General features: G+C 58.9%; 26 protein-coding genes and 1 pseudogene. 5 read left to right on the forward strand and 22 right to left on the reverse strand.

The annotated features are described in order from the left end of the window. Positions 1 to 52: 52 nt before the first annotated feature. Positions 53 to 1,228, forward strand: coding sequence for a hypothetical protein (locus tag XH89_RS41380; protein WP_246767613.1), 1,176 nt, complete (start codon positions 53 to 55; stop codon positions 1,226 to 1,228). 572 nt (positions 1,229 to 1,800) lie between these two features. Here XH89_RS41380 and XH89_RS25585 read toward each other — a convergent pair. The 4 genes from XH89_RS25585 to XH89_RS25600 form a co-directional block, all read right to left on the reverse strand. Next, entirely contained in the window at positions 1,801 to 2,124 is a 324-nt protein-coding gene (locus tag XH89_RS25585) for a hypothetical protein (RefSeq protein WP_194463148.1), read from the reverse strand. A 203-nt stretch (positions 2,125 to 2,327) separates the two neighbouring features. Next, entirely contained in the window at positions 2,328 to 2,570 is a 243-nt protein-coding gene (locus XH89_RS25590) for a PilZ domain-containing protein (protein ID WP_194463149.1), read from the reverse strand. A 671-nt stretch (positions 2,571 to 3,241) separates the two neighbouring features. Beyond that, positions 3,242 to 4,225: a hypothetical protein gene (locus XH89_RS25595; RefSeq protein WP_194463150.1), complete on the reverse strand. Its 984-nt coding sequence runs from the start codon at positions 4,223 to 4,225 to the stop codon at positions 3,242 to 3,244. Positions 4,226 to 4,505: 280 nt separating this feature from the next. Next, positions 4,506 to 4,781: a hypothetical protein gene (locus XH89_RS25600; protein ID WP_194463151.1), complete on the reverse strand. Its 276-nt coding sequence runs from the start codon at positions 4,779 to 4,781 to the stop codon at positions 4,506 to 4,508. 715 nt (positions 4,782 to 5,496) lie between these two features. On the opposite strand from XH89_RS25600, the gene XH89_RS25605 reads away from it, so the two are divergent. Further along, the gene (locus tag XH89_RS25605) at positions 5,497 to 6,579 is read left to right on the forward strand and encodes an acyltransferase (RefSeq protein WP_194463152.1); all 1,083 of its coding nucleotides are present in this window, start codon (positions 5,497 to 5,499) and stop codon (positions 6,577 to 6,579) included. Between the two features lie 274 nt (positions 6,580 to 6,853). Here XH89_RS25605 and XH89_RS25610 read toward each other — a convergent pair whose 3' ends face one another. The 16 genes from XH89_RS25610 to XH89_RS25685 form a co-directional block, all read right to left on the reverse strand. Then, positions 6,854 to 7,390 (reverse strand): hypothetical protein, encoded by a 537-nt coding sequence (locus tag XH89_RS25610; RefSeq protein WP_194463153.1) that lies wholly within the window; start codon positions 7,388 to 7,390, stop codon positions 6,854 to 6,856. Between the two features lie 130 nt (positions 7,391 to 7,520). Continuing rightward, positions 7,521 to 8,057: a tetratricopeptide repeat protein gene (locus XH89_RS25615; protein ID WP_194468628.1), complete on the reverse strand. Its 537-nt coding sequence runs from the start codon at positions 8,055 to 8,057 to the stop codon at positions 7,521 to 7,523. A 182-nt stretch (positions 8,058 to 8,239) separates the two neighbouring features. Next, positions 8,240 to 8,632, reverse strand: coding sequence for a hypothetical protein (locus XH89_RS25620; RefSeq protein ID WP_194463154.1), 393 nt, complete (start codon positions 8,630 to 8,632; stop codon positions 8,240 to 8,242). A 12-nt stretch (positions 8,633 to 8,644) separates the two neighbouring features. Then, positions 8,645 to 10,300 (reverse strand): type II and III secretion system protein family protein, encoded by a 1,656-nt coding sequence (locus XH89_RS25625; protein ID WP_194463155.1) that lies wholly within the window; start codon positions 10,298 to 10,300, stop codon positions 8,645 to 8,647. Positions 10,301 to 10,740: 440 nt separating this feature from the next. Then, the gene (locus XH89_RS25630; protein ID WP_246767615.1) at positions 10,741 to 11,163 is read right to left on the reverse strand and encodes a TadE/TadG family type IV pilus assembly protein; all 423 of its coding nucleotides are present in this window, start codon (positions 11,161 to 11,163) and stop codon (positions 10,741 to 10,743) included. Further along, on the reverse strand, positions 11,163 to 12,506 hold the full coding sequence (locus XH89_RS25635; RefSeq protein ID WP_194463157.1) for a pilus assembly protein TadG-related protein: 1,344 nt from the start codon (positions 12,504 to 12,506) through the stop codon (positions 11,163 to 11,165). Before XH89_RS25635 ends, XH89_RS25630 begins: the two co-directional genes overlap by 1 nt. 7 nt (positions 12,507 to 12,513) lie before the next feature. Next, a complete protein-coding gene (locus XH89_RS25640) occupies positions 12,514 to 12,966 on the reverse strand; it encodes a hypothetical protein (RefSeq protein WP_194463158.1) in 453 nt (150 codons plus the stop codon). A 74-nt stretch (positions 12,967 to 13,040) separates the two neighbouring features. Next, the gene (locus tag XH89_RS25645) at positions 13,041 to 13,928 is read right to left on the reverse strand and encodes a type II secretion system F family protein (RefSeq protein ID WP_194463159.1); all 888 of its coding nucleotides are present in this window, start codon (positions 13,926 to 13,928) and stop codon (positions 13,041 to 13,043) included. Beyond that, positions 13,925 to 14,857, reverse strand: coding sequence for a type II secretion system F family protein (locus XH89_RS25650; RefSeq protein ID WP_194463160.1), 933 nt, complete (start codon positions 14,855 to 14,857; stop codon positions 13,925 to 13,927). Before XH89_RS25650 ends, XH89_RS25645 begins: the two co-directional genes overlap by 4 nt. Continuing rightward, complete coding sequence (locus tag XH89_RS25655; RefSeq protein ID WP_194463161.1) at positions 14,854 to 16,248, reverse strand: CpaF family protein; 1,395 nt, start codon at positions 16,246 to 16,248, stop codon at positions 14,854 to 14,856. The genes XH89_RS25650 and XH89_RS25655 overlap by 4 nt, the downstream gene beginning before the upstream one ends. Beyond that, positions 16,245 to 17,441, reverse strand: a complete 1,197-nt coding sequence (locus tag XH89_RS25660; RefSeq protein WP_246767617.1) for an AAA family ATPase — start codon at positions 17,439 to 17,441, stop codon at positions 16,245 to 16,247. Before XH89_RS25660 ends, XH89_RS25655 begins: the two co-directional genes overlap by 4 nt. Beyond that, positions 17,438 to 18,415 carry a Flp pilus assembly protein CpaB gene (cpaB, locus tag XH89_RS25665; RefSeq protein WP_194463162.1) on the reverse strand — a complete coding sequence of 326 codons (978 nt, stop codon included), beginning with the start codon at positions 18,413 to 18,415 and terminating at the stop codon, positions 17,438 to 17,440. The genes XH89_RS25660 and cpaB overlap by 4 nt, the downstream gene beginning before the upstream one ends. A gap of 1 nt (position 18,416) precedes the next feature. After that, entirely contained in the window at positions 18,417 to 18,923 is a 507-nt protein-coding gene (locus tag XH89_RS25670; RefSeq protein ID WP_246767618.1) for a prepilin peptidase, read from the reverse strand. A gap of 396 nt (positions 18,924 to 19,319) precedes the next feature. Beyond that, a complete protein-coding gene (locus tag XH89_RS25675; RefSeq protein WP_194463164.1) occupies positions 19,320 to 19,520 on the reverse strand; it encodes a hypothetical protein in 201 nt (66 codons plus the stop codon). Between the two features lie 1,004 nt (positions 19,521 to 20,524). Beyond that, on the reverse strand, positions 20,525 to 20,725 hold the full coding sequence (locus tag XH89_RS25680) for a hypothetical protein (protein WP_194463165.1): 201 nt from the start codon (positions 20,723 to 20,725) through the stop codon (positions 20,525 to 20,527). A gap of 259 nt (positions 20,726 to 20,984) precedes the next feature. Next, entirely contained in the window at positions 20,985 to 22,487 is a 1,503-nt protein-coding gene (locus XH89_RS25685) for a hypothetical protein (protein WP_246767619.1), read from the reverse strand. A 687-nt stretch (positions 22,488 to 23,174) separates the two neighbouring features. On the opposite strand from XH89_RS25685, the gene XH89_RS25690 reads away from it, so the two are divergent. The 3 genes and pseudogenes from XH89_RS25690 to XH89_RS25700 form a co-directional block, all read left to right on the forward strand. Then, positions 23,175 to 24,305 (forward strand): acyltransferase, encoded by a 1,131-nt coding sequence (locus XH89_RS25690; protein ID WP_246767620.1) that lies wholly within the window; start codon positions 23,175 to 23,177, stop codon positions 24,303 to 24,305. Between the two features lie 370 nt (positions 24,306 to 24,675). Then, complete coding sequence (locus tag XH89_RS25695) at positions 24,676 to 24,969, forward strand: transposase DNA-binding-containing protein (protein ID WP_194463166.1); 294 nt, start codon at positions 24,676 to 24,678, stop codon at positions 24,967 to 24,969. After that, positions 24,933 to 25,085, forward strand: a pseudogene (locus XH89_RS25700) (IS5/IS1182 family transposase); the annotation flags it as partial. The gene XH89_RS25695 and the pseudogene XH89_RS25700, both read left to right, overlap by 37 nt. A 363-nt stretch (positions 25,086 to 25,448) precedes the next feature. Here XH89_RS25700 and XH89_RS25705 read toward each other — a convergent pair. Then, positions 25,449 to 25,730, reverse strand: coding sequence for a hypothetical protein (locus XH89_RS25705; protein WP_194463167.1), 282 nt, complete (start codon positions 25,728 to 25,730; stop codon positions 25,449 to 25,451). Between the two features lie 107 nt (positions 25,731 to 25,837). Beyond that, the gene (locus XH89_RS25710; RefSeq protein WP_194463168.1) at positions 25,838 to 26,182 is read right to left on the reverse strand and encodes a hypothetical protein; all 345 of its coding nucleotides are present in this window, start codon (positions 26,180 to 26,182) and stop codon (positions 25,838 to 25,840) included. Positions 26,183 to 26,240: the final 58 nt, after the last annotated feature.

The raw sequence follows: 26,240 nt of genomic DNA on the forward strand, positions 1-26,240 counted from the left end.
GCAGAGGGCGAATAGTTGAGCGCCGTCGGGTCGCCTGCTTGTTCCGCCTGGTTTGACGTCCCGCCTGATCTTCGTGGTCGCCGTGCAAGCCAATCTCGCTATTCTTGTTGCACTTGCCAGTCGTCCGAACGGACGGATAACGTTTGCCGAGCTCGACCGGCAACTCCAAACGAACGAGAACGGAAAAACCGAAGAGCAGATCGAGCGGGAGATCTCAGCGGGAATCGAGCTGATCGAGGCCGGCCTCGCCGTCGTCGACGGCGACAGCCTGGAGATCACCAAGGCCGGCCGCTCCGTCATTGAGGCCCTCCCCGATCGCTCGTTGGTCGAGCCAAATCCGCTGGAGATCATCGATCCCCTCACCGACGCCGAGGTGCGTTCGAGAATCTTCAACCTTGGGCTTCGCCAGGACGCTGGAACCCACGCCGCCGAGGGCTCAGAACCTCCCAACGTAGATGGAGAGGGCGAGGCATCGAGGCATTCGCCGGATTCGGTCCCCGCGGACCTGGATGCGGGTGTCGTTCCTCATGAGCCGGTCACCCCGCCGGCCATAGCAGTTCCGCCATCGGCCTCACCCGGGCACCTCCCCTCACGCGACACAGACCCCCCACCAGATGATGGCCATCGGCGGGCTCGGATATTCGACACAATTGCGCAGCGGATCCATCGCCTGGGCGCTCTCTGGCGGCGGCACGTCGAGGACGATCTGCCGAGAGCGCGGACGATCAGCCCCGGAGCCAACGTCAATGGAATCACCATCGCGCTCATCAGCTTGTTGGTCATCATCATCTGCGCCGGTGCCGCAATCGCGCTGCGCCAGATCAGCGCTCTGCAGACGGAAATCTCATCTCTCCAACGCGAGCTGTCGCCACTGAAGGAGAAGCTTTCGCGCTTCGATCAGGCAGAGAAAACCAGGCAGGCCGAGGAAAAAGCGCGAGAAGACCGCAGCAAACGGACAGCAGACAATCCGCCGCCGCAAGCGCCTCTCTCGCTGTCACGTGAGGAGATCCAGCTCATTCGCGATTATATCAAACCCGCACCTGTCATCGGCCCCTCCACCGCTCCGGCGGTTGGCGACCCGATCGCCGGGGCGACGATCCCCTTCCCTTCACCCGTTTTGGAAAAGGTGCCCAAATTGCTGGGCGCGAGATTCGCCATCCGCAATGGGGCCATCCTTATCGTCAGAAGGGACAGCCGGCAGATCGACGCCGTGCTTGGGCCGAACTGACCTCTCTGGCCGGCCAAGTCAGCGCCCAGTAAAGCAAGTTCAGGCTTTCGGACCTCCAGGAGTTTGGCGCCAGGCGCGCTCCAATCCGCTACCGTTGGCTTAGAAGAGCGGCTACATTTATCTCCACCTGCACCTTTCACACTGGGCCTGGGAGGAGAATTGCGATGCAAAATACTTCACACATGCTGGCCGCTGCCGCGCTTCTTGGGATCGGCGCCCTCATGACATCCGGACCCGCTCTCGCCGACGGAAGTCGGAACGGAACGGGCGGACTTCCGACCGTCGAAACCGTGTGGGGGATCGGATACGGCCAGGGCTCACCATCTTATTGGCCGCTCAGTGCCGTGGCCGAAGACAGCGGCACTTTCCGCTACGAATATCCCGCTCCAGCTGGTCACGACGTGCGAGCGATCGCCGTCGAGCTCACAAGTTCAGGCTTTCGGCACCGGCGGGTCGCCGGCCCTGGACTTTTCTATTACCATGGCGAGCTTCCCCGGCCCTATCACATGAACCCATACTGGTGAGGTCGCGACCGGCAATCCGGGCCGTCGGGCGCTGACGAATATCGCACGTCAATCGCTGGGACCATCCAGCGGTCTTTTCGTGACGCGTCCGCGCTTCCTGATCCATCCCCTGATTTCGTCATAAGCCTCGAGCAACGGCGGCGTCAGCGAGAAAAAGACGCCAAGCGCGATTGCGATGATGACGTGCCGTAGCGAGCCGCCGTCGTCATGGCTTTCCTTCGGCCCGGCGGCCATGCCCGCGACGACCGGCGCGGCTGCGTGCGTCCCGCTGACGATACCGCGCTTGCGTGACTTGCGTGGCGGGATCATCACGACGACAAAAAGAACGTTGATGAGCAACCAAATGGCAAGAAGAGTTAAGATCGTCCTCATTTCCGAAATCCAGAATATAGCCCATTAAAAATCAGCATCCGAAGATTAAATACGCTCAGGCGTCAATCACACTTGTCCAGGCTATTTCCTGATGCAAGCCTAAATCTTGGTCGGCATGGATTAAAAATCAACTGCTCGAAACCACGGTTGGTGCGGAGGCAGAATGACCATGCGGCGAATCGGCGTCGCAACGATGGCAAATCTTAGTCTACGAATTCCACGCCGATCCGAAATTCGCTCGACCAGACAACACGACAGTTTCTGATGATGCGATCTTTCTCCATCATCAGCTTGAAATGAGGTCTGACAAAAGGTCTGTCTGGAACCTCGATGGCGGCACCCAGATCCGACAGGCTGACGACGCGGCATTGCATGCTGGAGCCGTCGCCGGCGATGTAGGCGACCTCGTCAACTGTCGCACGTTGCTGCTTACGGCGCTCCTCCATAGACGGCTCAACCCTTGCTCAAGCTCTCACCGCGCAGCAAGGGAACGCCAATCTGGTCACCGTTGATCCCCTTGCGAAATTACGCCCCCCGGCGACCGGCCGAACACGCAGCGCTGAAATTGCGTGTCGTCTCGACACTACAGGACAAAGACTCAGGAAAGACTAATGGACCGGTCAGACTTCGGCAAATCGAAACCAAATGACTGACCGGACCGCCCGCAATACTTCTTGAGTTTACTGATTTTATGGTCGTAAATCCGCCCCCGGAAATCGTAAGTCCAGCTTAAATCTGTTTTATGTTCCCGGTATTCGTGCGGATGTTCGAGCCGGGTTCCACAGTGCTAGGGTTCCATCGCGAGCGACGGAACCCTTGCCAGCCCCGGGTATAACGGCGCCGCAAACGACCTTGGCCCGCCTCCATGAAGCTTTTTTTGCCGGAGGCGGGCTTCCTTTCCAAAGCCTCCCCAAACTGAAAGGGGTCGCTCAAAGAGCGACCCCTTGCCGGTTGAAATGGTGTCCGTAATCAAATGCCAGCCCCGGCATCAACAATCCTACCGGTACCGAAGTGCCATGTGGATTCCGTTCGACTACGGTGAACGATACTGCCATAATTTTAGCAGGTCCCCGGGGCCTGCCGCCCAATGTAGCCGCCAGTTCGGAAAAACGAGGGCTCAGCGCACGGACGTGGAAGCAGGCGCCACGGCGGACGGCGCCGGCTTCGGTTTTGCGGCGGCCGGCTGAGCCGCGGCCGGCGGCGACGAGGTGGCTGGTGCGGGTTTCGGTGCGGCTGGAGTTGCCGCCCTCGGCACTGGCGGGAGTTTCTTGGGTGCCGCGTTCTGCTCGAGACGGATCAGTTGCTCCCTCACCGCTCTGATCTGCTCAGAAGCATTCGCATTGTCGCGCTCCGCCGCTTCCTGACCAGCCTTCACTTGATCGGAAAGCCTGGCCACGGCGCGGCCCAATTGGTCCTGGCTCGCCTTGAACTGCTCGCCGAAGCTTGCGCTATCGCGGATCATCTGCTCGCGACCACGCTTGAGCTGCTCAATCTCTCCTCTCAGACTTACGAGATCGCGCGACATCGACTGCAGCAATGGCGCCAAGTCGGGGGGTAGAGACGCCGATGCCGCTGCGGTCGGAGACGAGTTTTGTGAGTTCGCCTTCGCGCCATCGCGGGAAGCCCCCAGCCAGACAATTACTGCGACACCGAATCCGGCGGCCAACACGATCCCCGCAAGCACAAACATGCCCCAGCGCGGCAGCGAAGGCCGATTGTGCGTAACAGGCGAGCGAACCGGATTGACGCCCAGCGTCTGCCGACCGGACCGAAGGCTCGCAGGCTCCAGCTTCGACGGCTGTCCCGCTACCGCCGTATTGTAGTGCTCCGAAGCTCTGCCTGGGCTTTCGATCTCATGGGATACGATGCGTGCTTCAGAGGGCCGGTTTTGGGAAATGCCGGCTTCGCGAGAACTCAGCTTTCCGAAGCTCCCCTTCAGCACGTCAGTGCCAGGAGCAGCACCGTCAGAAGTCCCTGCGACCCGTTCGCTGGCCGTCTCCTCGTCATGAGGCTCAGGGTCAAAATAAGTGGCGGGCGATGGCGGCTCGTTGAGTATGCCCGCAATGGTATCGCTCAACGTCTGCAATCTGTCGGTACTCATTCGCTACCTTCGACCAAATCCGAACCACGAGCGATCCGTCTCGTTGCGACCATCGCGCGATCGTCATTTCTGCGTTCCTGGTTGTCAAGATCGGTGGGCGGACCCGAAGATCGAGCATTGGGGGTCGCGTATGACTTGTGGGCGACGAGTTAGATCCACAGTCCGCTCACCGCGGCCGTCGTCAGCGCGGCCGCTCCCTCACGCTGGGGGCGGAGGCTTTCCCACGATGAACGGGCTATTTCAAACCACGCGATGGGCCGCCGTCTTGTACTGCATCAACCTATGGCTGTTCTGACTTCTTGCCGACGATCCACCTCACGATTGGCCACCCCACCAAGAAAGCTGATGCGACGACTCCAGCCATTCTTATGAATAGGGTGCCGTAATCCTGATCTAAGAAAAATGGACGTCGGTCATAGAAGATGAACACGAGTATGACGCTGAGCGCGCAGCAAAGGGCCGTTAGTAACCGAGAAACTTGTCCTTCCAGATAGCTGAGGCGCTTGTCGAGTTTGCCGTTATCCACCGTTCGCCCCCCATGGTTTTCGGCTTTCATGCCTAGCCATTTCAGATGTCCGCCGTTTTGGTCCGTCGGCGAGATGGTAGTCGAAAAACCCTACTTTTCCCGTCCCGTAATCTTACGGATTAACTGTACCCCTACAAGCTGAAACCATCGGCCGATTCGTAAGTTCAAGATGGCTTGGCTTCTGCCGATCCAAAAAAACGATCTTTCCCCGGCCGCCAGTTTGCGGCCGGGACAGGCAAGCTTATCAAGGCAGAATGAGATGACAGCTGAGGCGAACTGATCGCAGACGGCAGCGTGGTTTTGCATCGTAAGCCGACCGCGGCGGCAGCCAATAATCATTGGATGCCGTGAAGGATGCTAGGCCGACATAGTCACCCATCTAAACGTAACCACCTCGTGGCGTTTCGGACGACTGGCATCTCCGTCGTGCCTCCAACGTCCCCGGCGTGGCTTGGAGAGCTGAGGCCCTCTGCGGAGTCGGCGCCCACTTCCCCGCTGGCCAAGGTTGCGGTACGCTAGTTCATTTGTGAGGCATTGAATGAACCGCTCAGTCTGGGCAATTGCTGTCCTGAGTTTTATCGCCGGTATGCTCACCGTTATCGTACTTGTCGAGATTGTGAGATCGAAGCACACCCGAGCCGGAGTGGCATGGATTAACGGCGAGCGACCGGTCATCACAGAGACATCTTTCTGGATTGCGTCGCCCTCTCGACGTTGGTGGCCTTAACGACGGCGGGGTAAACCAATGCAAGATTCGCGGCCGGAGTTGCGGGCGCTAACGGGACTTCGCGGCTTAGCCGCCATTGCTGTCGCTCTTGCACATTTTCAGAACTCCATTCCCGCCTACTCCGGCGCCCCGTTCATGTGGCACAACGCCGTCGATTTGTTCTTTTGCCTTAGCGGCTTCACCCTATCCTACGTCTACAATCGGGAGAAGTTTAGGTTTTCGAGTTACCTCACGGCTCGCATCGCTCGAATCTACCCACTATATCTAGTCTGCTTGATCGCAACCGGCGCTCTTTACGTCTGGCCCTTTGTCATCGATCCGATCAGCTACCCTATCCGAACCGGGGCCTCAGATTTCACATTGCAGCTGGCAATGTTGAATGCGTGGCCGGTGATCGGCTCGGGCGTCCATTGGGACACCCCGGCGTGGTCCCTATCTATCGAATGGTTCTGCTACTTGCTGTTGTTCCCTAATCTGCTCTTCCAGAAAGCGCTACCGTCAACATCGACCAGGCTGCTCTGCATTGTTGTCGCGACATCCGCTTCCTTCTTCTTGTTCACGTTCTTCTATGATGATCGCTTGGTCATTCCGCAGCTCCACGTTGCAAAAAGCCCGTGGAGTGAGTGGATTGCGCTGGCTCGTGGGACGTTGGGATTCACAGCCGGGTGGACCGCGTTTGCAAGTTTCCAGAAGCGTGACGGCCTTTATGTGGCCTCCACAAGATTTGCTATATTGATCTGGTGTGGAATCGCATTCGTTGTGGTACTGGCGTATCGTGGACTGGCCAATTCACACGCGCTGATAGTGGTCTATCCTTTCGTCGTACTTGCAGCAACCGACCCGACTTCGATCATGTCGCGGTTGCTCGGCTCGAGGCCATTGCATTTCCTGGGCGTGATTTCGTACTCGATCTACATGACCCATTTTGTCATTTTCCTCGGCGCGGTGGACTTGTTCGGCGAGCCTGCCGCCTGGTCATTCGCCGTTTATGCCATGCTGGCTGCGGCGACAGCTGCCGTGCCCGTTGGCACCTATTTTGCGATTGAGATGCCGGCCCGCAACGCCCTTCGTGGCTTTCAATTCCGTCACGTTCCAATTTGAGCAAGGTCCAGCCAATTAGCGCTGGTCGCCCCAGATACCGCCGATCGACGAAAGGCCTCGTCGCTTTCGGCAAAGATGAAACTCCAACGAATCACGGCGACGACGATATGCGGACGCGCACGCAGGTGGTTGTGCTTGCTCGGGACGTGCAGGATCTTGGTAATTTGCAGACGCAGCCAGGAGGAAGCGCCTCGATCCCAACGCGCGCACGGCCTGGACCGATGACTATGCCAAAGTCCTCGGTGCCGTTATCCACCGGAAGTTCAGACGCTGATCAGGCCTCGGTTGCCGCGACCGTCCGGCAGAGCCGCAGCCACCTGCCCAAGGCTCCAATTTCCTTTCCGACGGCCCGGAAATAAAGCAAGTGCGTGATCGCAAAGGACAGCAGGCAAGCCCCAAGAATGGTAGCCATGACGTACAGGCCGGCACCGGTTGGGACCGCGATCGGTCCAAGCGACGCTTGCGCCGTGGTCGGCACGCCCGACTGCCAGGCGAAGAGCAGAAATCCCGCATAGCCTGCGCTCAGGTGCGTTGCGACAGTGAATGCGGGCCTGGCCTTGGCTGCGAGCCCGAGGCAGGCCAGCAGAAACAGCGGCAGCGCGACGCCGAAGAACTGAAACCCGTCGATCCCCACAATCCCACTTAGCAAAGCGTGGCTGCGTTGAAAAATGCCGAAGATCCGGAGATTGACGAACCAGAGCAGTTCAGAGCTCGGCGCATATTGGAGCGCCTGCACCGCTAGTTCGGCGCCAAGGGTCGCCGCGAACAGCACGCACGGACCCAGGAATTGCAGCTTGAAGAGGCGATTCATGAAACAAGCCATACGTATGAAAACGGCTGGCTTATCTTAGTTCCAAAGCATTTAACTTGTCTTAACGCGCCCCTGCACCAGAGCCGCCAAGCATAAAATCAGCATTAAAATCAAGCTACTGCGAAGGTTCTCAAGGCTGATTATTTGGCGGCCGTTCGATGAACTTCCGGCTACCGTTGAGAAGTTCAAGGTTGTTGGCGATGACCGGGTTACCCGGATCGAGCGAATAAGCCCTTTCGAACTTTCGCCGCGCGCCATTCAGATTGCCGCGCAGCATGAGGGAATAACCCTGGTCATTCAGGATCTGCACAGTTTCGCCGCCAAGCCGGATCGCCTGCGCATAGGCCTGATCGGCAAGATCGAAGCGACGCAACTTGTCATAGCTTGCTGCGAGTCCGACCCAGGCTGTTACATCCCTCGGTGCCTTCTCGACTGCGTCCTTGAAATAGCGCTGAGAGATGCCGTAATTGCCGCGGTTGTATTGCTCAAGTCCCATCCGCACCGGCTCGTCGGAAGGATAGTATTTGACGTCGGTCGGCTCCTGCACAGGATCTCCGCCAGGAGGATCAACCGGCGCGACAATCGCGGCCTCCCGGGTCGTATAGTCGCAGGCCGCGAGACCCACCGCCAGCCAGCAGCAGGCGAGCGCCGGAATGAGACGCCGCAATCGTCGTCCCATGCTCGAGCTCCAGCGAATTCCCTGCGTCATTCGACAAACCATCGTAAAACTACCTGCGAAAAAAGACGGCGCGACCAGCAGTTCAGGACCATAACCCAACGTCAGAGCCTCACGTCCAAATTCTCTGCCCCGGCAAACGTGCGCAGCTGAGCCGCTGAACTCTCAGCTGGTTACTTGCCCACCCCAACCGCAACCGATCCTCCGGTCCCCGCTCCCAATCCGGTTGTATTAACGTTCTGAATTGTGGTGACGGGCGGCGGCTGGCCCATCGCTTTGGTCGGATCGCCCATGTCGGGAAGCTGATCCAGCGGGCGTGATTGAGTGCCATAGCGCGTAATCGCACCGCCTGTGCGCCGCGCATCGTACGCGATCCGGCGATCACCGACATATGCCGGCCATGGGTGGATCGTGTGCGTGGCGGCGTTGACCTCCTTGGCATTGCCGGCACTCATCGTGATGGTGTCGGAACGCTGGACGTAACGGTCCATCTCGTCATGACCGTAGACGCCGTAGCAGCCCCCGAGCAGGAAGGGTGCGAGCAGTGCCAGATACCTGATAGTCATCCCCCGCCTCCTCTAGTTCAGCGTTTTCACGACCGGTTGGTTTGCACCAACGGCCGGTGGCGGAACAGGCACGATTGCATTGGGCGCGATGATGTGGCCGTAAGGCCCTTTCACATCGCCGCCGGAATTGACGTAGTCGTCGTAGCGCTTGCGAACTTCCATCTGGCCGTTGAGGAAGAAGTCGACGTCGTTGGCCGGCAGGCGCGAGTCGAGCGGCGACGCCAGTTGCTGGCCGGGCGCCGCCGGTGCAACGAGGCGCGGCGTCACGATGATGACCAGATCGGTTTCTTCCTGCTGGTACGACTTGCTGCCGAACAAGGCTCCAAGGACGGGCACCGAGCCAATCCACGGCAATTGCGAAACGTCCTGCCGATTGCGGGTCTGCAACAGGCCTGCGATCGCAAAGCTCTGGCCGTCGCGCAACTCGACCGTGGTGCGCGCGTCGCGGCGGGTCAGTGACGGAACGGTGGTACCCTGGATCGAAATCGCATTGGCGAAATCGAGCTCGCTGACCGAGGGCTCGACGCGAAGGTTGATCACGCCCCGCGAGAGCACGGTTGGTACAAAGGCCAGCTCGACGCCGAACTTCTTGTACTCGATCGTGACAGTGGGAAAACCGCTCGTCGTATTGCTTGGAATCGGCACCGGAAACTCGCCGCCGGCCAGGAAACGCGCGGCATCGCCGGAGAGCGTGGTCAGGTTTGGCTCCGCCAGCCGACGCGCCAAGCCCTTCGTCTCCAGTGCGTTGATCAGCAAATCTACCGAGCCGCCATTGCTGGTCCTGACAAGGCTGGTCAGCAAGCTTCCGAACGGGGCTGGCGATACGCCCCCGGCTGAGCCAATGAGCGTCCCCAAGGTTCCAAGCACAGGAAGGCTACCCGTGGGTGGAGAGCCGACGGCCCCTCCGCCGGCACCCAAGACGCTATTGTTGGTATTGATACCGCCGATGGGCGTTCTGCCCACCGCTGTGGTGCTGCCTAGCCCCGTATTCGCTACATTCGTACCATTGGCGTTGGCCGCATAAAGATTCACCCCGAGGTCGCGGCCAGCCTGCCGATTGACCTCAAGGAAGCGCACCTCGAGCATCACCTGCTGCGGTGCTGCAACGCTCATGGCGTTGACGACGATGCCGCCCTCGGGAACGCTGCCCTTGGCGATCGTCAGCGCCCGCTCCGCGGCGACCGCATCGGAAGCCGTTCCGCTCAGCACCACCTGGCCTTGGGATGCTGAAACGCGAATGCCGCGGGTCCCTGTGCCGGACTGGATGTTCTGCTGCAAATTGCCAATGTCGACGGTCACCTCGACATCGAGAATGCCGATCTGCTTCATCGAGCTGTCGAACAGGATGACGTTGGTGGTGCCGGTCTTCTTGCCCTGGACATAGATGAGGTGGTCGGTCAGCGACTTCACGTCCACGATGTCAGGCGAGCCCGCGACGATTGACGAAAATGCCGTATCGACCCTGAAGGTGCGCGACTTGTTGACGGTCACCCTGACCCGCTGGACGTCGTTCATCTCGCTGACGAACACGCCGCCGGAGGAGCCCCGGCGGTCTGCCGCCCTCGCGCGATCAGCGAGGGAGAAAAAGGCAAGCACAGCCCCCAGAGCCACCAGGCTAAAGGCGAAAAGACCACGTTCCGCGCTACCCCACACGCGACCGCCACTCATTTCGAATCCCTCCACCGCGGATATCGCGGCTACATCCCGTAATTTACGGCTCCAGGCGTTTTGGCCAATTTCCTTCGCTCATCACCCGCAGAGCTTACAACGCGTCCAATTACAAATAGTTACTTGCAAATTCCGATTCCTGGCGCGCTGGAGCGAACCCCACCCGGCCCGGCCAGCCGCCAGCCGCAGAACGCGGCCCGGAGATAATCCCCCGCCGCACGCATCGTTTGCAAGGAAAGACCGTCATCGGGTTGTGGCAGCCCCAGAGAAAACTCCCCGATGTTGCCAGCGCGCACCACTTTGGCTGCCTGCCGACCGTCGGTGGGGGCGGATTGCCGACGTTAGCAGCCCAAGCTGGCAATCAGATCAAGTCTGAGTGGGGACTGACTCCCGTGATTCTTGCTTCACGGCGCTCCCGCAGAACCCCGGCAGAAGCACTCTCAGTTTGGTAACGGAATCAGGGTGGAGGCGCTCGGGTTATTGAATGATGAGCCCCATATCGTTGGAAACATCATGCTGAAACCTTGCAGCGATGCCGTGACTGTAACTGCAGAGGCTCCCGTCACCGTAGTCACTGTAGGTGTGAGACCGCCAGCATACAGGAATGGGACAAGAGCTCGCTTCTGCGCGTCGGTCGTGTAGTCACCACTGCAGGTGACGGTTGTTGTTCTCTTGAGTGCGGCATCTGTATAGCAGGCGTTGATCATGGCGGCTCGCGCACCAGCACCCGCCAGCGAGCGCAATGACTGCATCGCGATTGCGTAACGCCCGAGATCGAAGATGGCGTAGATCAACGTGAAAATCGCGGCGGCGACGACGCAAAACTCAATCGCCGCGACGCCACGCTGATCGAGCCTTCTCATCACTGCACCAAAAGCACGGTTTGGACGCCAGGCTCTGCTCCCGAACCAGGACTACCTGAAGAGGTAGGACAGTTAGAGTTATCCAGCACTGTATTGCCGGTGAAAGACACAGCGTAAGCTATGACCTGGTAGCAACCGGTACTGGGGGCACTTGACGTGCTGTTGCCTCCGTACGTGACGGGAGTATTCGGTATATAGACCGTGCCGTTGAAATAGCTATTGGAAGTGCCACTGATGTTGACGCCTTGCTTCGTATAGGCCTCACCATCATAGATGAGGAGCTTGGCCATAAGAGCCTTCACCGATGCCGACAATACCGGCGGTCCGGTCGGCGCGCTCATCGCCGTAAGCTGGATCGTCGGGGTACCGGTAATGGTGAGTGTTGCTCCTGCGAAAAATATCAGGGTCGCCGTGCCTGTTATGGTCGGATTGTTATTGATTTTGACGTTTCCCGAAAAATAGTACGTGCCGTTCAACGGGGAACTGAACGTCGGATTGTTGGTGCTATTATAACAGGTGCATGTCTCATATGGCAGAGGTGTTGAGTTATTGTTCTTGTTCGGAAAATCTGACGTCTTCAACGCGGACAGCGCCGTGTTCACTGCACTTAATGGATCAGGGATGGGTTGCTGATAGGTTTGCACGCCGGTGCATTGGCTTCCTCCCGTCTGGGAGCAGCCGCCGACCGTGTAGCTCGGTGCATTCACCGAAATCCCCGAATTGCCGATGAAGCCGATCGCATTTGCTGCTGTGCTGTTCGACGAAATGCCGCAGGTTGGCGACGATACGGTAGCACTACCCTGGAACGTGACGGCGTCTTTCAGAGCCAACACACATGGAGGTTTTTCTAATCCATTAGCGACACTGGCGACCGCCGTCGCAGCAACGTTGATCGTCGAAAAACCAAGCAACCTGGCGAGATATGCCGGCTGCTGCTGACTAACGGTCGCCTGGACGAATGTGCCCGCGGTCCCGTTCCACGACGCCAGCGAAGCGACCTCCACGCTCTGTGAGATTCCGCTCGGAAGGCTCGTCGAACATTTGGAACCAGGATAGGACGTGTCGCCCGAATTGCAGAACGCGTTCTGGGCTGCACCCTGCTTGCCGCGGTAGTCGAACGGCTGCGAGTTATTGCAGCTTACGCCAGCCTGACCAGAAGCCTCGCATGCAAGCCGCAAGGCGCCCGCATAGGCGGCCGCATCAGCCGCCCCCTGGACGCGTTGCTTGGTAACGTACCAGGACGCTGCCTCGCCACCAAGTGCCATAAATCCGACCGCCGGCACCAGGGCGATGGAGGTTGCGAATGCGACTGAACCTCGACGGCTACGGAACAGCTTGCGCATGGGACACCTATTGAAACCGCTCTGAGTAAGTCAGTGTGAACGTACAGCCACTGGTCGTGCCGCCCGTGCACAACAGCGACTTCAACACGATCGGCGACAATGTGACCGTTGTCGTGTACACAAAATACTTCGGCTGGGTGGGGTCAGAGTTAGCTGAACTGCAGGCGGCATTGCTCTCCCCGCAAATGAGCTGAATGCTGGGAATCGGATAACGGGTGTCGGCCTTGGCCAGCGCGGCCGACGACCAACTGGACGCATTCGTAACGTCCGGTGGCGGGGAATACAGAATGGATTGCCCGAAGTTACGCAATGCTTGCCGCGCGGATATAAACTTGAAGCCGGCGACGGCAATGTCGGCAAGCGGCAGAAGCACAATCAACATCAAAAAAAGCCAGACGGCCGGGACCTCAAGCGCGACGGCGCCGCGCTGATCCGCGAGGAAAGAGGTTTTGCGGCTCATGACAGACCTCGACGCGACCGAAAGGCTGGTGCTCCAAACGCAACCATGCTCCTGGCTTTCGTCCGCATGCGAATTCACCTCAACGCATGAATGAGGTTCAGCATTGGCCCTCCGCCCAGGATGACGAACATGGCCGGAAGCAGGAACAGCACCATCGGAAGGGTCAGCTTGGCGCCCAGCTTGTGGGCTCGTTCTTCGAGCTTGGTGATGCGTTCCCGGCGCAGGTCGGCAGCGATGGCGCGCAGGGCCTGGCTCAACGGCGTTCCGTATTGCAGGCTCTGGCTGATCATGGTGCCGAAGCGGCGAAGTCCCTCCGACCTCGCTCCCAGCTTCTCGAATGCGTCGAAGCGATTTGGCAGGACGCGGAGATCATCGAGCAGATCGGTCAGGACGCCGGCCATGGGGGGATTGGTCTGCTGGATTTCAGCCGCCACGCGTTGCAGCGCGCTCTCAAGGCCCATTCCCGCCTCGCTGCATACGACCAGCAAATCGATGGCATCCGGCATGCCGAGCCGAATGGCAGCGTCAAAACGCCGCTTCAGCACCAGCATGATCAATCGCGGCCCCATGATTCCGAGCACCACGCCAATAAGCGTGAAAACCAGCAAATTCGCGCCCGTTAGCTGCGCAAAAAGGAAGGCAGCAATCGGGATAGCGAACATGCAGAAGATTTTGACGCCGATCCAGATCGACAGGGTCCGATGATGATTGAAACCAGCCGCTTGAAGGACCGTTCGCAGTTCCTCGATGTTTTCCTCGGCATAAAACCGTCGATAGCGGGCGCCTAGCGATGAAAACCAGCCGACAATGTCCTTGGAGCGCGCCGTCTGGTCAGGGATACCAAGCACCGCGTTCGACACACGTGCGTCCAATGCACGAATGTGCATTTCGCGTATGAGCAACAGGAAGGTCGCAGTCGCAGCTGCGATGGCGAGAGCGACCAGGCCGAGACTTGCGGTCATAGCGCTGTATCCCTTCTGATCATCCAACGGATCACGAAGTGCCCGATAACCACCGAGGTGACCGCGTAGGCCAGCATCACATTTCCGGCCGGATCGCGGAACAGGATATCGATCGTTTCGGGATTGAGCGAGTAAATCACGCCACCGACAATGAACGGCGCGAGTGAAAGTGCGCGTGACGAAAAGATCACCTCTGCGGCGAGAGCCTTCGCGCGAGCAGCGAGCGCGACACGCTGCCGCACGGTATCTCCGAGGATCTGCAGGGTTTCGGCCAAACTGCCGCCTGACTTCAACTGCACCGCAAGCGTCACTGCGAAGATGCCGTACTCCGCCACTTGCGTTCGCCGATAGATGCCTTCAATGACGTCCGCTGGCGGTCTGCCCAGATTCAGTTCGCTGCATGCGATCGCAAACTGCCCGGCTGTCGGTTGTGGCATATCGCGAGCGATGGTTCGGAATGCTTCGTGCACGGGCAGCCCCGATCGAACCGTACTCGTGACGAGCTGGACCGTGTCAGGCAGTTGCCGGAACAGTCTGTCGGTAAAGCTACGCTGCTGCCACCCGAACAGGCCTCGCACCACCATGATGGCTATGAATGCAGCCACGATGGACACCTTGAGCGTGGAAAATTGCAGCGGGTTTACGGCAAACCAGAATGCCGCGGCTGCGATGAAACCGGCAAGCAGCACATAGGCCGGGCGCCAAGCGTAAGGGATCTCGAGCCGGTAATTGACTAGGCGGTGCAAAAACTGCGAGCGGGATCCGGTCTCCGCACGACGAATTGACGGCAGGCCGGCCGACTGCGAGGCGGGCAGAGCTATCGCCAGTTGACGATCAATGCGTCGCTGTCGGGCATCGAGCACCAACGTCGTGCACGACGCGCACACGAGCAGCCCGAGGACAATGACGATCACATAAATCGGTATCATATTCGCCCCATGGCGTCGGCCCAGGCTCGCTCGAGTCCATAATAGACGAGACGGCCTTTGAATTTCGGGACTGCGTTGGTGGACTTGTAGGTGCCCTGGATCCTGCCGTGAACGTCTTCCTCCTTGTACTCAAACAGGGCAATGTCGTTGGTGGTGATCACCTCGCCTTCCAGGCCGACCACCTCGCTGATCTGAACAATGCGGCGCTGTCCGTCCCGCATGCGTTCGACCTGAACGATGATGTCCAACGCCGCGACGATCTGGGTTCTGATCGCCCGCGACGGCAGATTGACCTGCCCCATCTGCACCATGTTTTCGACGCGTGTCAGGGCGTCGCGAGTGCTATTGGCATGCACCGTGGAGATCGAACCGTCATGGCCGGTGTTCATTGCCTGCAGCATGTCAAATGCCTCGGCGCCGCGCACCTCGCCCACCACGATCCGGTCCGGACGCATGCGCAGCGCATTCCACAGCAGATCGCGTTGCGTCACCTGCCCGGTGCCTTCGAGGCTGGGAGGCCGCGTCTCTAGGCTGATGACGTGCGGCTGTTGAAGCTGCAACTCCGCCGCATCCTCGATGGTGACAACGCGCTCGCCGTGGTCAATGAACTGGCTCATGGCGTTCAGCATCGTCGTCTTGCCAGAGCCGGTGCCGCCGGAGACCAAGACGTTGAGACGGCAGCGGGAAGCGACCTCGAGCAATTGCCCAATGCCTGCGCTCATCGATCCGTTCGCGATCATCCCGGCGATGTTCAGCCGGCGGCTCGGGAATTTTCGGATCGAGATGCACGGACTATGGATCGCCAGTGGCGGAAGAATTATGTTGACGCGGCTGCCATCCGGCAAGCGGCAGTCCACCATCGGACTGGACTCGTCGACGCGCCGCCCGACCTGCGCGGCGATCTTCTGCGCCACAGATGCGATGTGATCGTTGTCGCGGAATCGCACCGCAATCCGCTCAAGCTTGCCGGCTCGCTCCACATAGATGTTGCTCGGTCCGTTGACCATCACATCGCTGATAGATTCATCCTGCAGGAGCGGACGGAGCGGTCCGTAGCCGGTCATGTCGTCCGCAATCTCGTCCGCTAGCAGAAGCTGCTCGCGACCGGACAGTTCGAGACGGTCCTGGTTGGCGATGCCGTGGATGATTTCCTCGATCTGCCGCCGTAGAACGTCGCGCGAAACCGTCGCCGCTGCCGATGGCTCGATCTGCTCGATGACGCGTTCGCGTAGCGATGCCGACATCACCGGATGATGCTGAGCCGGAGGTTCGACTTGCCCCGGCGTCAAGCCTGGCGCCGATGCAGGCAAGCTTGGTGGCGATTCAGGCACTGACATCAATGAAGGCAAACGATCCGCCGGGTCGTCTGCGCGCCTCCCGAATTTCTTCATAACCCAAGCAGCCTCCGCAAGCGTCCCTTCGGCTGGGCGCCGACCCCTGTGATCTCCCGCACGATCGGAGCAAGGTAACGTCGCAATCCCCTGACGTGCTTGAGAGCCGGAATTCCGAGATTAACCGCTTGGGTCATCCCCTTTCCGAGATCGGGAATCACCATGTCCGGCTCCGCGCCCAGGGCTTTGACGATCGTTGCCCTGGGAAGGCCCCCGGGCCGATCGGCACGATTGAGCAAAGTAAAGACCCGATCCTTGCCAGCGATGTTGGTGACAGCGTTGCGGAGCGCGTGGGCGTTGCGAAGTCCGGTCACTTCGGCCTCCAGCAGCACGAGAACGTGACGCGATAGCATGAGTACCGGATGCATCGACGGTCCAAACGGGACCGGTACGTCGACCACAATGTAGTTGAACCGTTGACGGAGCAGTCCTAACACATGTCGCACGCCCGCTTCGGTGATGTCGAGCTGTGCATCCAGATCCTCATCGGCAGATATCAGGCAAACCCGCTCGTTGACATCAATTGCCGCGCGCTCGAGGAACAATGTGTCCGCCCGCATCGGGTTTTCCAGGGCAATCCGGAGCCCCGGCCCGGGCTGAACGCCCAACATGACTGCCGTTTCACCATTCTGCAGATGAAGGTCAAGCAAAGCGACCTTGGCCTTGGTGGCCTCGGCGAGTTGCAGTGCGAGATTGATGGCGATGCTGGTTGCTCCGGCGCCTCCCTGTGCCCCGCAGATCGATATCACATGCCCACCACGATCAGCTTGACTGCTCGGCACGTCGCCCAGCAGCTTCGGGCGCAGCATGTCGAGCACCATGTCACGCGTGAGCGGCTTCGGAAGGTACTCCGTCACGCCGATTTCCATCAGTTCGCGGTAGAAAATGATTTCCCTGCTCTCACCGATCAGAGACACCCGGACGTCGGGTGGACAGACGCTTGCCAACCTCTCCAGTTCGGTAAACGGATCATCGATACCACTGATGTCGACCACCAACGCAAACAGCTCAGTATCGGTTTCGAGCATGCGTATCGCATTGCGGATCGTTCCGCGCCTGATCACCAAGTTGCTGCCATCGAGGCCTTTGCGCAGAGCCGCGGCGCTCAACTCGTCATCGACGAAACAGACAACCCGGTCGCGCGCGACGACGGATACAGCTTCAGGCACGCCTACCATTGTCATGTTCATCATCTTTTCTCCTGCAACTTGCCGGAGTAGCCGGCCGCCGCCGTCGTTGTCGTCTCGCGGGAAAGCTCCGGCGACCCATCGCAGCTGACGTCCGTGAGGCCGCTGTCTGGGCCTTCTCTCCTGACGGAGAACTCCTTACGCTCACCGCCAGAATGAATGACCACCTCCGTCGTGTGGCCGGCAATTGCATTTTGGCGGGCGAGCTCGGGCGATACATCGCAGCTCGACATGGCGCCGCTGTCTGCCTTGTCCCATTCGTCGACAGCTGCGCGCACAGAAAGTGAGAGCGTTCCGAGCTGCTTTGCGACGGTGATCTTCTTGACCTGGTCAGGCCCAAGCTCCAATGACACGGTTTGCGCCTGTTTGCCTGTCACGCTGCTGATGCCGCGCCCGCCCTGCACGATCTCCTGATCAATAGCGATAACCCGAACGTTGCGCAAAACGGTTTCGCTCAGAGCACGGCGCGCCGGATTTCCCTTCTCAAACACCTGGGTCAACAAGACATCCACGTGGTCACCCGGCCTGATCAGGCCAGAGACGCCGGACTCCTCGTCGACCTTGATGCTAATAGCACGACTGTCCGGTGCCAGGACGCTGGCGAGAAACCCCCGATCCTTCGGACGCAAGATGTCCTGCAACGTCACGGGACTGCCAGCGTCGACGAACTTACGAACCAGAGCACCGGGAAGTCCAGCCTTGGAGTCGGGCGTCTCAAGGATCGCTCCCGCCGGAACACTTTCCGGCGCAGACGTGCGTATCGCGAAGTCCTCGTCACGGGCCAATGTGCCCCTCGGTAGCGAACGGGCCGCAACGAAATAGCCGACCGTTGCATGCGGCGCAGGTGCGGCCGCCGGCGCGCCCTCCACGATTGCCACGGGGGCCTGTCTCGGCTGATTCATGTTGAAAGCAATCAGTGCGAACGCGGTGGTTGCGAGCAACAGCACTACGATGATCGAAATACGCAAAGCGGATGACATCTCAAAATCCTTTGCTCAAAATCGTCCAGATGCCACCGCAGGCTATGGCAATGCCATACGGCAGCGGTGCGTGCCGCAGATGGCGCCAGCGCTCTATCGCGTAGACCCGGCGAGCGAATGACGCACCGGTGGGAGCCAATCTCGGATATGGTAGGTTGCGCATCACCAGATGCGCGAGGGCGAGAACGCCGCCAGCCAGCGCGGTGACGGTCAGCAACTGGATCACGTCGGGCAGCGGGAGGCCAACTGCCAGGGCAACCAGCAGCTTGACGTCGCCGCCGCCAATCGCTCCTCGTGTGTAGATAGCGAACAGCAGCAGAAACAGGATCGCGGCGACGATTAGCGACTCCGCAAGCTGCATTGGGCTGGCAAATTGGCTCACGATCCCGAACAGCGCCAGCGACAGACAAATCTCGTTTCGGATCAGTCTCGTCGCGACATCGATCGTCGCCACATACAACAATAGCAGAATTTGCAGAACCGAGGCTATGAGAACAATCAAACTCATCACATACACGCCTCAACACAGTAAGAAAATACACGTCCAAAATGGGTTATCGTTGGCTCCAAATGTCTGCGTCAGGCGGCGGTATCAAACTCGAGCTGCGGTGGCTATGGCATTACCTATCGCAGCGAGCGGGCCCGTTAACGCCGCCGAGATATCGTTGCCAGGACCGAACACAGCAGTCACTACAACCACAGCACAAACAACGAAGATCGCATATGCGAAGCACACAGCTTCAATGTCTTCACGCAATACCCAAACCGAAAAGATCCCTCCTTGGCTCGAGGAGCTTTTCAAAAACGAGACGTCTGTTCAATCCACCCCTGTAAAATGAAATCCTGAGTATATGGGCAGCGGATACGGGGGAAGGCGCTGCCCCCCCCCCCTCCAGTAGTAAAATCAGAGGCCAGCCATAGCTGTCGAGATCTTGGTGATCCCGCTGTGCAAAGCAGTCGAGACGCTGGTGTCGGTCTTGAACACAGCAATCACCACGGCGACGATGCAAGCCGCGACGATGATGTACTCGAACGACACCACGCCCTTCTTGTCGGCGACAAGATTCTTCAGAGCTTCCGTGGTTTTAATGTAATGCTTAAGCATAGGAATAAATCCCTTTTTACGATGAATTTACGCGATACCGTTGGCGTGCAAAATCCGGAGCCAACTGCAATTTATTTATAGTATCTCGCCAGTTGCCTGTCATCTGGTAATCGTTCGTTAACCCTACCGACGCAGCAGCTGGCGACTCGCTCGCGGGGCTGCAGCGCAGACAATGGCCGGAATAGCTTGAGATGACTGGAGAATTCACTTACTCGGCAATCGCCTTGATGCCGGTCCGTGCGAATACGGTGTAGGGCTTCCCGAAATACAAGGCGGTTATTGAGGCAAAGACGCGCGGACAGCTGCCAATCCTGTAGCGCACGCGAAATGCGCCAAGCTTCGCACAAGTTCTCGTCAGCTATGCTCAACATTCCGGCACCACCACAATTTCAGGTAGTGGCGAAACGACCCTGACAGTGGTGCTTGGCGCTCGATGCGGCTTGATCGCGGACCGGACGAGGGCGACCTCGCGCTCCACTCTCGGTCCAGCGGTTGATCAAGCAGGCCGACAGTCCAAGTTGACAAGGGCAGAAGCATCCTGTCGATCTTCAATTCGCCGACCAGACCCTGAAACGAACGAACTCGCGAACACCGGGTGAATGCTTGAAATGGTCGCGCTTGGGTCGACCACGATCACCCCGATCGCGACAACGCCGGCTGCGATGGCTGCGCCAAATGCTGTCCGTGCTGCCCGGATGACTTTGCCGCCTTGCGGACCGGTGCCACAAACAGATGCTAACCTAGCGGATCGGTAATCAATAAGGATGTAAATAGTGCAAAAAGTCGGCGCTGCGTCTATGGACAAGATCATGCCGACCAGCGAGCAGCCGCGCAATCCTGAGTGGAGGTCAGCTTGACTTCGCTGTCAGGATCTAGGCAGTGCGAGCCAGAAGACAGATCGCAACGGGATCACGCGTGCCTAAGTCCCGCGACCTCCACTCGCCGATATTTAAAAGCGGGCGCCTTGAGGTGCAGGATCCGGGCGCCCTCTCCGAGCGGTCAATTCAGAGGCCAGCCATCGCAGTGGAAATCTTGGTGATTCCCGCGGCCAGCGCAGTCGAGACGCTGTTGTCAGTCTTGAACACAGCAATCACGACGGCGACGATGCAAGCTGCGACGATGATGTACTCGAAGGACACGACGCCCTCCCTGTCCGCGCGCAGCCGTTCCAAAGCTTCCGCGGTCTTGATGTAAAACTTCGACATGGGAAATCCTTTATACCAGATGAATTTGCAAAGCCGTCGGCACACAATCCGCTGCCAACCGTTAAGTTTTATAGTATTTCGGCTAAAATTGTCAGCACTAACTTTTTCTTAACCTTACTCTGGCAGCCGCTTCCGTATTTGCACGGAGGGCACGCCCGGCGGCTCGCTGGGGCTGGGTTTCGCTCGTATCCTGATTTCTTACCGTCGCGCAGCGCCGACCCGGCAACCGGATAGCTTTTGAGGGATGCAGGACAGCGCCCTACCTTCGGGCATCCGCATTTTTGGGACGCGCGCGCCGAACGTGGACGACGGCCACCTCATCCGCATACACCCGCTCCCATTCTGGCAGTCGATCGAGCAGACCGACAGCTCGGGTTGACGGGAATAGCAGCGTTGCATCGATCTTGTATTCGTCAAGCAATCTGACGAAGTCCGCCATATCCTCAAGCGAAAGATCCCGGTAATAGCGGGTAAGAAAGGCCGCCCCATAAAATTCGGCACGAGAATCGATGAACGTCGGAAAGCCCTGAAAGATAAGATATCCGCAGAGATAGTACTCATTCAGGATGCGATTTGCATTTAACTCCTTGAGCTTTTCGACCGCAACGCGCGGAACATGTGGTGGCGTGTGATGCACGCTCGCGACGATCACGCCAGTCGCGACAACTAGAGCAGCGATAGCTGCGACAAACGCTGACCTTGCTGGTTGTACGTCTTTCCTGCCGTGTTGCGACTGGAGCCACGAAAGGTGCTGGCCTAACGGGCCCGCAATGAAGAATGGCGCAACCAGTGCGAAAACGTCGACGTAGCGTACATGTACAAGGGTCTGCCAAACGACCGCGAGAAGCGCGGCGATCCTGATCGGAGGCAGCTTGAGCCCGCTGTACAGGAGGTAGCCAACGCCAGCAATCAAGCAAACCGTTACGGAGTTTGTTTCGCTGAAGTCCAGCGGTTGCCACTCGTTTATCTTTGAAAGAATCGGTCCCAGTTGAAAAAGGCGTACAGTAACGAGGATCGATTCCGGCCCATACGGCGTGATGCAGGCGGCCCCGAGAGCAAGGCCCCCAAATCGAAGCCATTGCAACGCGATCTTTGCGCGAGCGGATTTGTCTGCGGTCCAACCCGCCTCCAGGGCGAACGGCGCGATCAACGCCAGCCCCATCGTAAAACTGCCGTGAAGGTTCGCCCAGAGCGTAATGAGCGGGACGTACCAGAGTGAAGGCGCTCGTCGTTGTTCACTCGCCTCTACCAGGGCGTTCGCCCACAGCACCATCAACGGGAAGGTCAGGACATGCGGCCGTGCCATCGTGTGTATCGCCGCCATGGCGATTGCAGCCGCCACGATGACCGCGGCCGGCACATTCGGTAATCTTTTCAGTAGCAGGCGGGTAAGCAGAAAAATCGCCACAGACGCCGACAGCGCGGCAAGAATTGCAGGTCCGGGCCACCCGGCCAATTTGAACGCAACGAAATAAATGACTTCTGCCAACCACGCGCTGGTTATCCAGGGCGCGCCGGGCATCGTGAAAGAGAACAAATCAACGTGAGGTACAGCACGATGATCCATGATCCACTGCCCGACCACAATGTGCCAATAGATGTCGGCATCCATTAATAGGCCGAACCTCTTGGTAATGAGGGTCAGGTACGTTGTGGCTGCGAATAAAAGCGGCAACCATGGCCGAAGGTGATCGTTGCGCGCAGGGGACGCGCTCATCTTCGCTTCTGAATCCATCTGAACAGACCGACTATTTGAAACCATGCTTTCCGTCCTGGACGTCAATCAAAGTCAACTTCGATAAATGTGCGCAACCCGATGGCTGCCGCAAAATTGCCCGTCTCGACAACGGCCACAGAGGCGCCCTCACCTCTCCAGCTTGGATTGCCGCCACTGCGTGACCCGTGGGCCTGCTCGGCGCTCGGACCATCCGGGGGCGAGAGCGAGGTTCGGCATTTGCAGAACAAGCGCGGTCTAGGTCAACGCCTGGCAACGCCTCGATCAAGGATCGATCCAACAAAACGGCAAACGCGCGTCGGCCGCAACAAGCAGCTGCGCGCATGGCTAACAGCCCAATCAGCGTGGCAGGCGTCCGGCGTTTCGAGTCATCGAGACAAAGAAAAAGCCTAACGAAGAACTTCCGATAATGTCGTTCGTCGCGAAATCGGAAGTGTGGGCTAAGTTATTGAAAAGATGACGCGAGACGGCACTCGAACCCGTCTCCGCCATGGCGCGAGTGAACGGAGGCGAAGTCGGTAGAGCCTGACAAGTTCTGGCATTTGGAGGGGCGAGCCAACTCCAAAAGTGGTCACACGGGGAACGGCGCCGGAATTCGGGCAGGATGGTTCCGCCCGGCGGCTAACCATCAACACGACTTCCACACCTGCTCAAATTGTTAGGCGACCGTCTTGATGCTACGAGTCCGTGCGGCGCAAAAGGGAGAGCGCAAACTTGGAGTCTCGTCACATCGCGCAAAACGGTCCTGCGCACCATCTGCGCCAAGAGCTCAAGGCGCTGACAGGGCTCCGCGGACTTGCGGCCACGGTCGTCGCCCTGGCGCACTTCCACCCCACACTGCCCTATGACCTCCAGGAATTCTTCCTCTGGCATGATGCCGCCGTCGATCTGTTTTTTTGCCTGAGCGGCTTCACGCTTTCTTACGTCTACACCGGGACGAACTTTCAGTTCTCACGCTACCTGATCGCGCGCATTGCTCGCATTTATCCCCTTTACCTTGTTACGCTAATCATTGTCGGGGCGACCTATACCTGGCCCGTTCTCGTCAACCCAACGACCTATCCTGCCAGCACGTCCCTTACCGACTTTGTGCTGCAGGTGTTGATGCTGAACGCCTGGCCGATCATCGGTACCGGAGTGCATTGGAACATGCAGTCCTGGTCGATATCAATCGAATGGTTTTGCTACATCCTGCTGTTTCCCCTGCTGCTGCGCCTGAAGGCGCCGCGTTCGGAAAACGTCAAACTGCTCTGCGTCATCGCGCTCACTGCCGTTTCCTATGGTCTTTTCGTCAGGTTTTTCGATGAACGGCTGACGAACCCCGAGCTCTATGTCGCCGAGAGCCCTTGGAGCTACTGGGTGAATCTCGTGCGAGGAATTGCCGGCTTCACCACGGGATGGATCGCGTTCTCGAGCTTCGAGCAACGGGACGAGATCCACACGCTCTGCACCAAGTTCTCAGCTCTCATCTGGCTCTGCTTCGGGGCCATTCTGGTCTTGTTATATTTTGGCCTGGCAAATTCGCACGCGCTTGTCTTTCTGTTTCCGTTCGTGGTGCTCGCCGCGACAGATCAGACCTCTGCAACATCGCTCGTACTAGGGTCGAAGGCACTGCATTTTCTCGGCGTCATTTCCTATTCAATCTATTTGATGCACTTCATCGTATTCCTCTTGTTCCGACTTGCTTTCGGTGTGTCTAGGACGTGGTCGATTTGGGTATACGCAGCACTGATCGTTGCGACCTTTGGCATCTCGGTCCTCAGCTATTTTGCCATAGAAAGGCCCGCACGCGACGCAGTCAGATCGCTCCAGCGAAAGCCGACCGATCGCCCTGCGAGGGCGTAAGCACCGATGCCAGCAGACTGCCCGGCACGGGAGTAACTCTCACGCGCCGCCTTTGCGGCGTAAGCCGCTCGGCGCGCGCGACGGCAACATGTGGTCCGATGAACACGGGGCGACGTGCATCCGCGTGCGGCGGCAGGAATTTGTGGGTGCCCTCTTCGCGCGCCATGCTCGATTCCGCTGTATCCATCCGGTGAAAATACATCGAACGGATCCGCTGATCGGCGAAATCTTGAGTCGAAAGAGTCACTTGTGATTCCTTGCTGACCACCTGATTCGCGAGGGGGTGCTCTATGGGGCTGAGGTTAAGGGATCGATCTGCAAAAGGCCATTTGCGATCCTTAAGGTGAATGTTGGATTGGTCGAGAGAGTAGTGGACGCGAGTTTAGGGACGCGCGGTTCGGCGACAGATTCCGCAAACTGCCACGCAGATTGGAAGCGCCATGGGACAAAGCATTGCTCGTCTGCCGATTGGGCGAATACCAAGGCAGCCTATCGCTTCTTCTCTAATGAGCGGGTCAGCGAAGTGGACATTCTGGCGGGCGACTTCCAATCGACACGTGATCGTCCCGCCGCCGCTGAAGGTCTCTTTCTTATGCTGCACGACACAACCGGGTTTAGCTATGAACGCGAGAGTCCTATGCTTGGGTGGGCAAGTTCGCGCTGATCAAGCATCAGCGCTATGCCCACGCCAAGCAGTTCAAGCGCGCCAACTGAGCCTTGAGGACGGTCCGAGCCTATCTCGGCCGCATCATCCGCGACATCACCCGCAAGATCGAAGGTCTCGGCAAACCGAAAAGGCTGACGAGAGACCACCGGCATCGCCCGGATTGGCCGGCTAGCAAAGCAATGGCTCTAGGGGGATCGTTAAATGGCTGTCGCCTTCCTCAATGCGTCAGCTCGAACTTCCGGATTTCGTTCATCCGGGCCAGGCAGTATTCGCGGTACAGCTCGTTCAGAAATGCCCACATGATCAATCCCCATCGCTTGAAACAGTGGAGAGGCTAGTCCTGCAAAGTTTCGCCGCGATGTCGGCAATTCGGAAATTTGGTTTCCGGACGATTTCTCGCGGAGGAATTTACGTCAGCGCTTCTGCCGCTTACCTCGCCGGAAGCGCAGCCACGTCCAGAGGCGGCCGAAGCTGGTTCATCCCCGGCCTCCGGCGTCCTTGACTGCCTCGGCCAGGAGAAAGCGGAGATGCGGCTTTGGCAGCGCGCGGCCCTCGTAGGCGGATAGCGCTTTCGCGTGCTCACGCGTCTGCCTGGCCTCGACGATCAGGAGGCAGCGCTTGAGCTCCTCGCTGCAGCGTTTTGCCTGTGCGCGCATTTCGCTTTTGTCGACGGGAGGGCTGGAGAATGTGGCGAGACTGCTCCATGCCGCCGTCAGCGACTCCTTGAGCAACTCAATCTTGCGATCCAGATCGTCCAACCGCTGCTCCGTCAATTGATTTACGGGCACACGTTTCGAACGGAACTAGGCCCGATTCGCCCACGCCGGGGAAGTCCGTACGGGCACGGGCCGCCGGGTCTCAACTATCAGCGGCCGCTCCCGGCCAACGAGCCGGTCGTCTCGGCGGCACTGAAGCCCGACAGGCAATCGCGGCAGATGACGAGCTTTTCAGCCAATTGCCTGTCCCGTTCGCCTTCGATTTCGTCGTGAACGGCCCACCAGGCGCTGGAGTACGGACGCAGCGCCGTCAGCGCCCGCTCCCTTTCGGAAATGCGATCCAATGACGCCTGAGGCGCAGTGACTGGGCGATGCATCTTTGACTTGGTTTGATTGGGATTTCGCCCGAGGCCATCCCAGGCAACCGGCCTCGTCGAGGTTGCGCGGACCGGTTCGAACGTCGCGCAGCCCGCGCCCCAGATCGACAGCGTCAACGCGATGGCATACCGGGCGCAATTCACCTTCCACGTCTTTCGAAAACCCGTGGGCATG

The organism is Bradyrhizobium sp. CCBAU 53340 (assembly GCF_015291645.1).
Classification (GTDB): domain Bacteria; phylum Pseudomonadota; class Alphaproteobacteria; order Rhizobiales; family Xanthobacteraceae; genus Bradyrhizobium.

Coding starts and splice junctions, on each gene's coding strand:
- XH89_RS25585 (WP_194463148.1), bottom strand. CDS start 2,124: ATGAGGACGATCTTAACTCTTCTTGCCATTTGGTTGCTCATCAACGTT.
- XH89_RS25590 (WP_194463149.1), bottom strand. CDS start 2,570: ATGGAGGAGCGCCGTAAGCAGCAACGTGCGACAGTTGACGAGGTCGCC.
- XH89_RS25595 (WP_194463150.1), bottom strand. CDS start 4,225: ATGAGTACCGACAGATTGCAGACGTTGAGCGATACCATTGCGGGCATA.
- XH89_RS25600 (WP_194463151.1), bottom strand. CDS start 4,781: ATGAAAGCCGAAAACCATGGGGGGCGAACGGTGGATAACGGCAAACTC.
- XH89_RS25605 (WP_194463152.1), top strand. CDS start 5,497: ATGCAAGATTCGCGGCCGGAGTTGCGGGCGCTAACGGGACTTCGCGGC.
- XH89_RS25610 (WP_194463153.1), bottom strand. CDS start 7,390: ATGAATCGCCTCTTCAAGCTGCAATTCCTGGGTCCGTGCGTGCTGTTC.
- XH89_RS25620 (WP_194463154.1), bottom strand. CDS start 8,632: ATGACTATCAGGTATCTGGCACTGCTCGCACCCTTCCTGCTCGGGGGC.
- XH89_RS25625 (WP_194463155.1), bottom strand. CDS start 10,300: ATGAGTGGCGGTCGCGTGTGGGGTAGCGCGGAACGTGGTCTTTTCGCC.
- XH89_RS25630 (WP_246767615.1), bottom strand. CDS start 11,163: ATGAGAAGGCTCGATCAGCGTGGCGTCGCGGCGATTGAGTTTTGCGTC.
- XH89_RS25635 (WP_194463157.1), bottom strand. CDS start 12,506: ATGCGCAAGCTGTTCCGTAGCCGTCGAGGTTCAGTCGCATTCGCAACC.
- XH89_RS25640 (WP_194463158.1), bottom strand. CDS start 12,966: ATGAGCCGCAAAACCTCTTTCCTCGCGGATCAGCGCGGCGCCGTCGCG.
- XH89_RS25645 (WP_194463159.1), bottom strand. CDS start 13,928: ATGACCGCAAGTCTCGGCCTGGTCGCTCTCGCCATCGCAGCTGCGACT.
- XH89_RS25650 (WP_194463160.1), bottom strand. CDS start 14,857: ATGATACCGATTTATGTGATCGTCATTGTCCTCGGGCTGCTCGTGTGC.
- XH89_RS25655 (WP_194463161.1), bottom strand. CDS start 16,248: ATGAAGAAATTCGGGAGGCGCGCAGACGACCCGGCGGATCGTTTGCCT.
- XH89_RS25660 (WP_246767617.1), bottom strand. CDS start 17,441: ATGATGAACATGACAATGGTAGGCGTGCCTGAAGCTGTATCCGTCGTC.
- cpaB (WP_194463162.1), bottom strand. CDS start 18,415: ATGTCATCCGCTTTGCGTATTTCGATCATCGTAGTGCTGTTGCTCGCA.
- XH89_RS25670 (WP_246767618.1), bottom strand. CDS start 18,923: ATGAGTTTGATTGTTCTCATAGCCTCGGTTCTGCAAATTCTGCTATTG.
- XH89_RS25675 (WP_194463164.1), bottom strand. CDS start 19,520: ATGCTTAAGCATTACATTAAAACCACGGAAGCTCTGAAGAATCTTGTC.
- XH89_RS25680 (WP_194463165.1), bottom strand. CDS start 20,725: ATGTCGAAGTTTTACATCAAGACCGCGGAAGCTTTGGAACGGCTGCGC.
- XH89_RS25685 (WP_246767619.1), bottom strand. CDS start 22,487: ATGGTTTCAAATAGTCGGTCTGTTCAGATGGATTCAGAAGCGAAGATG.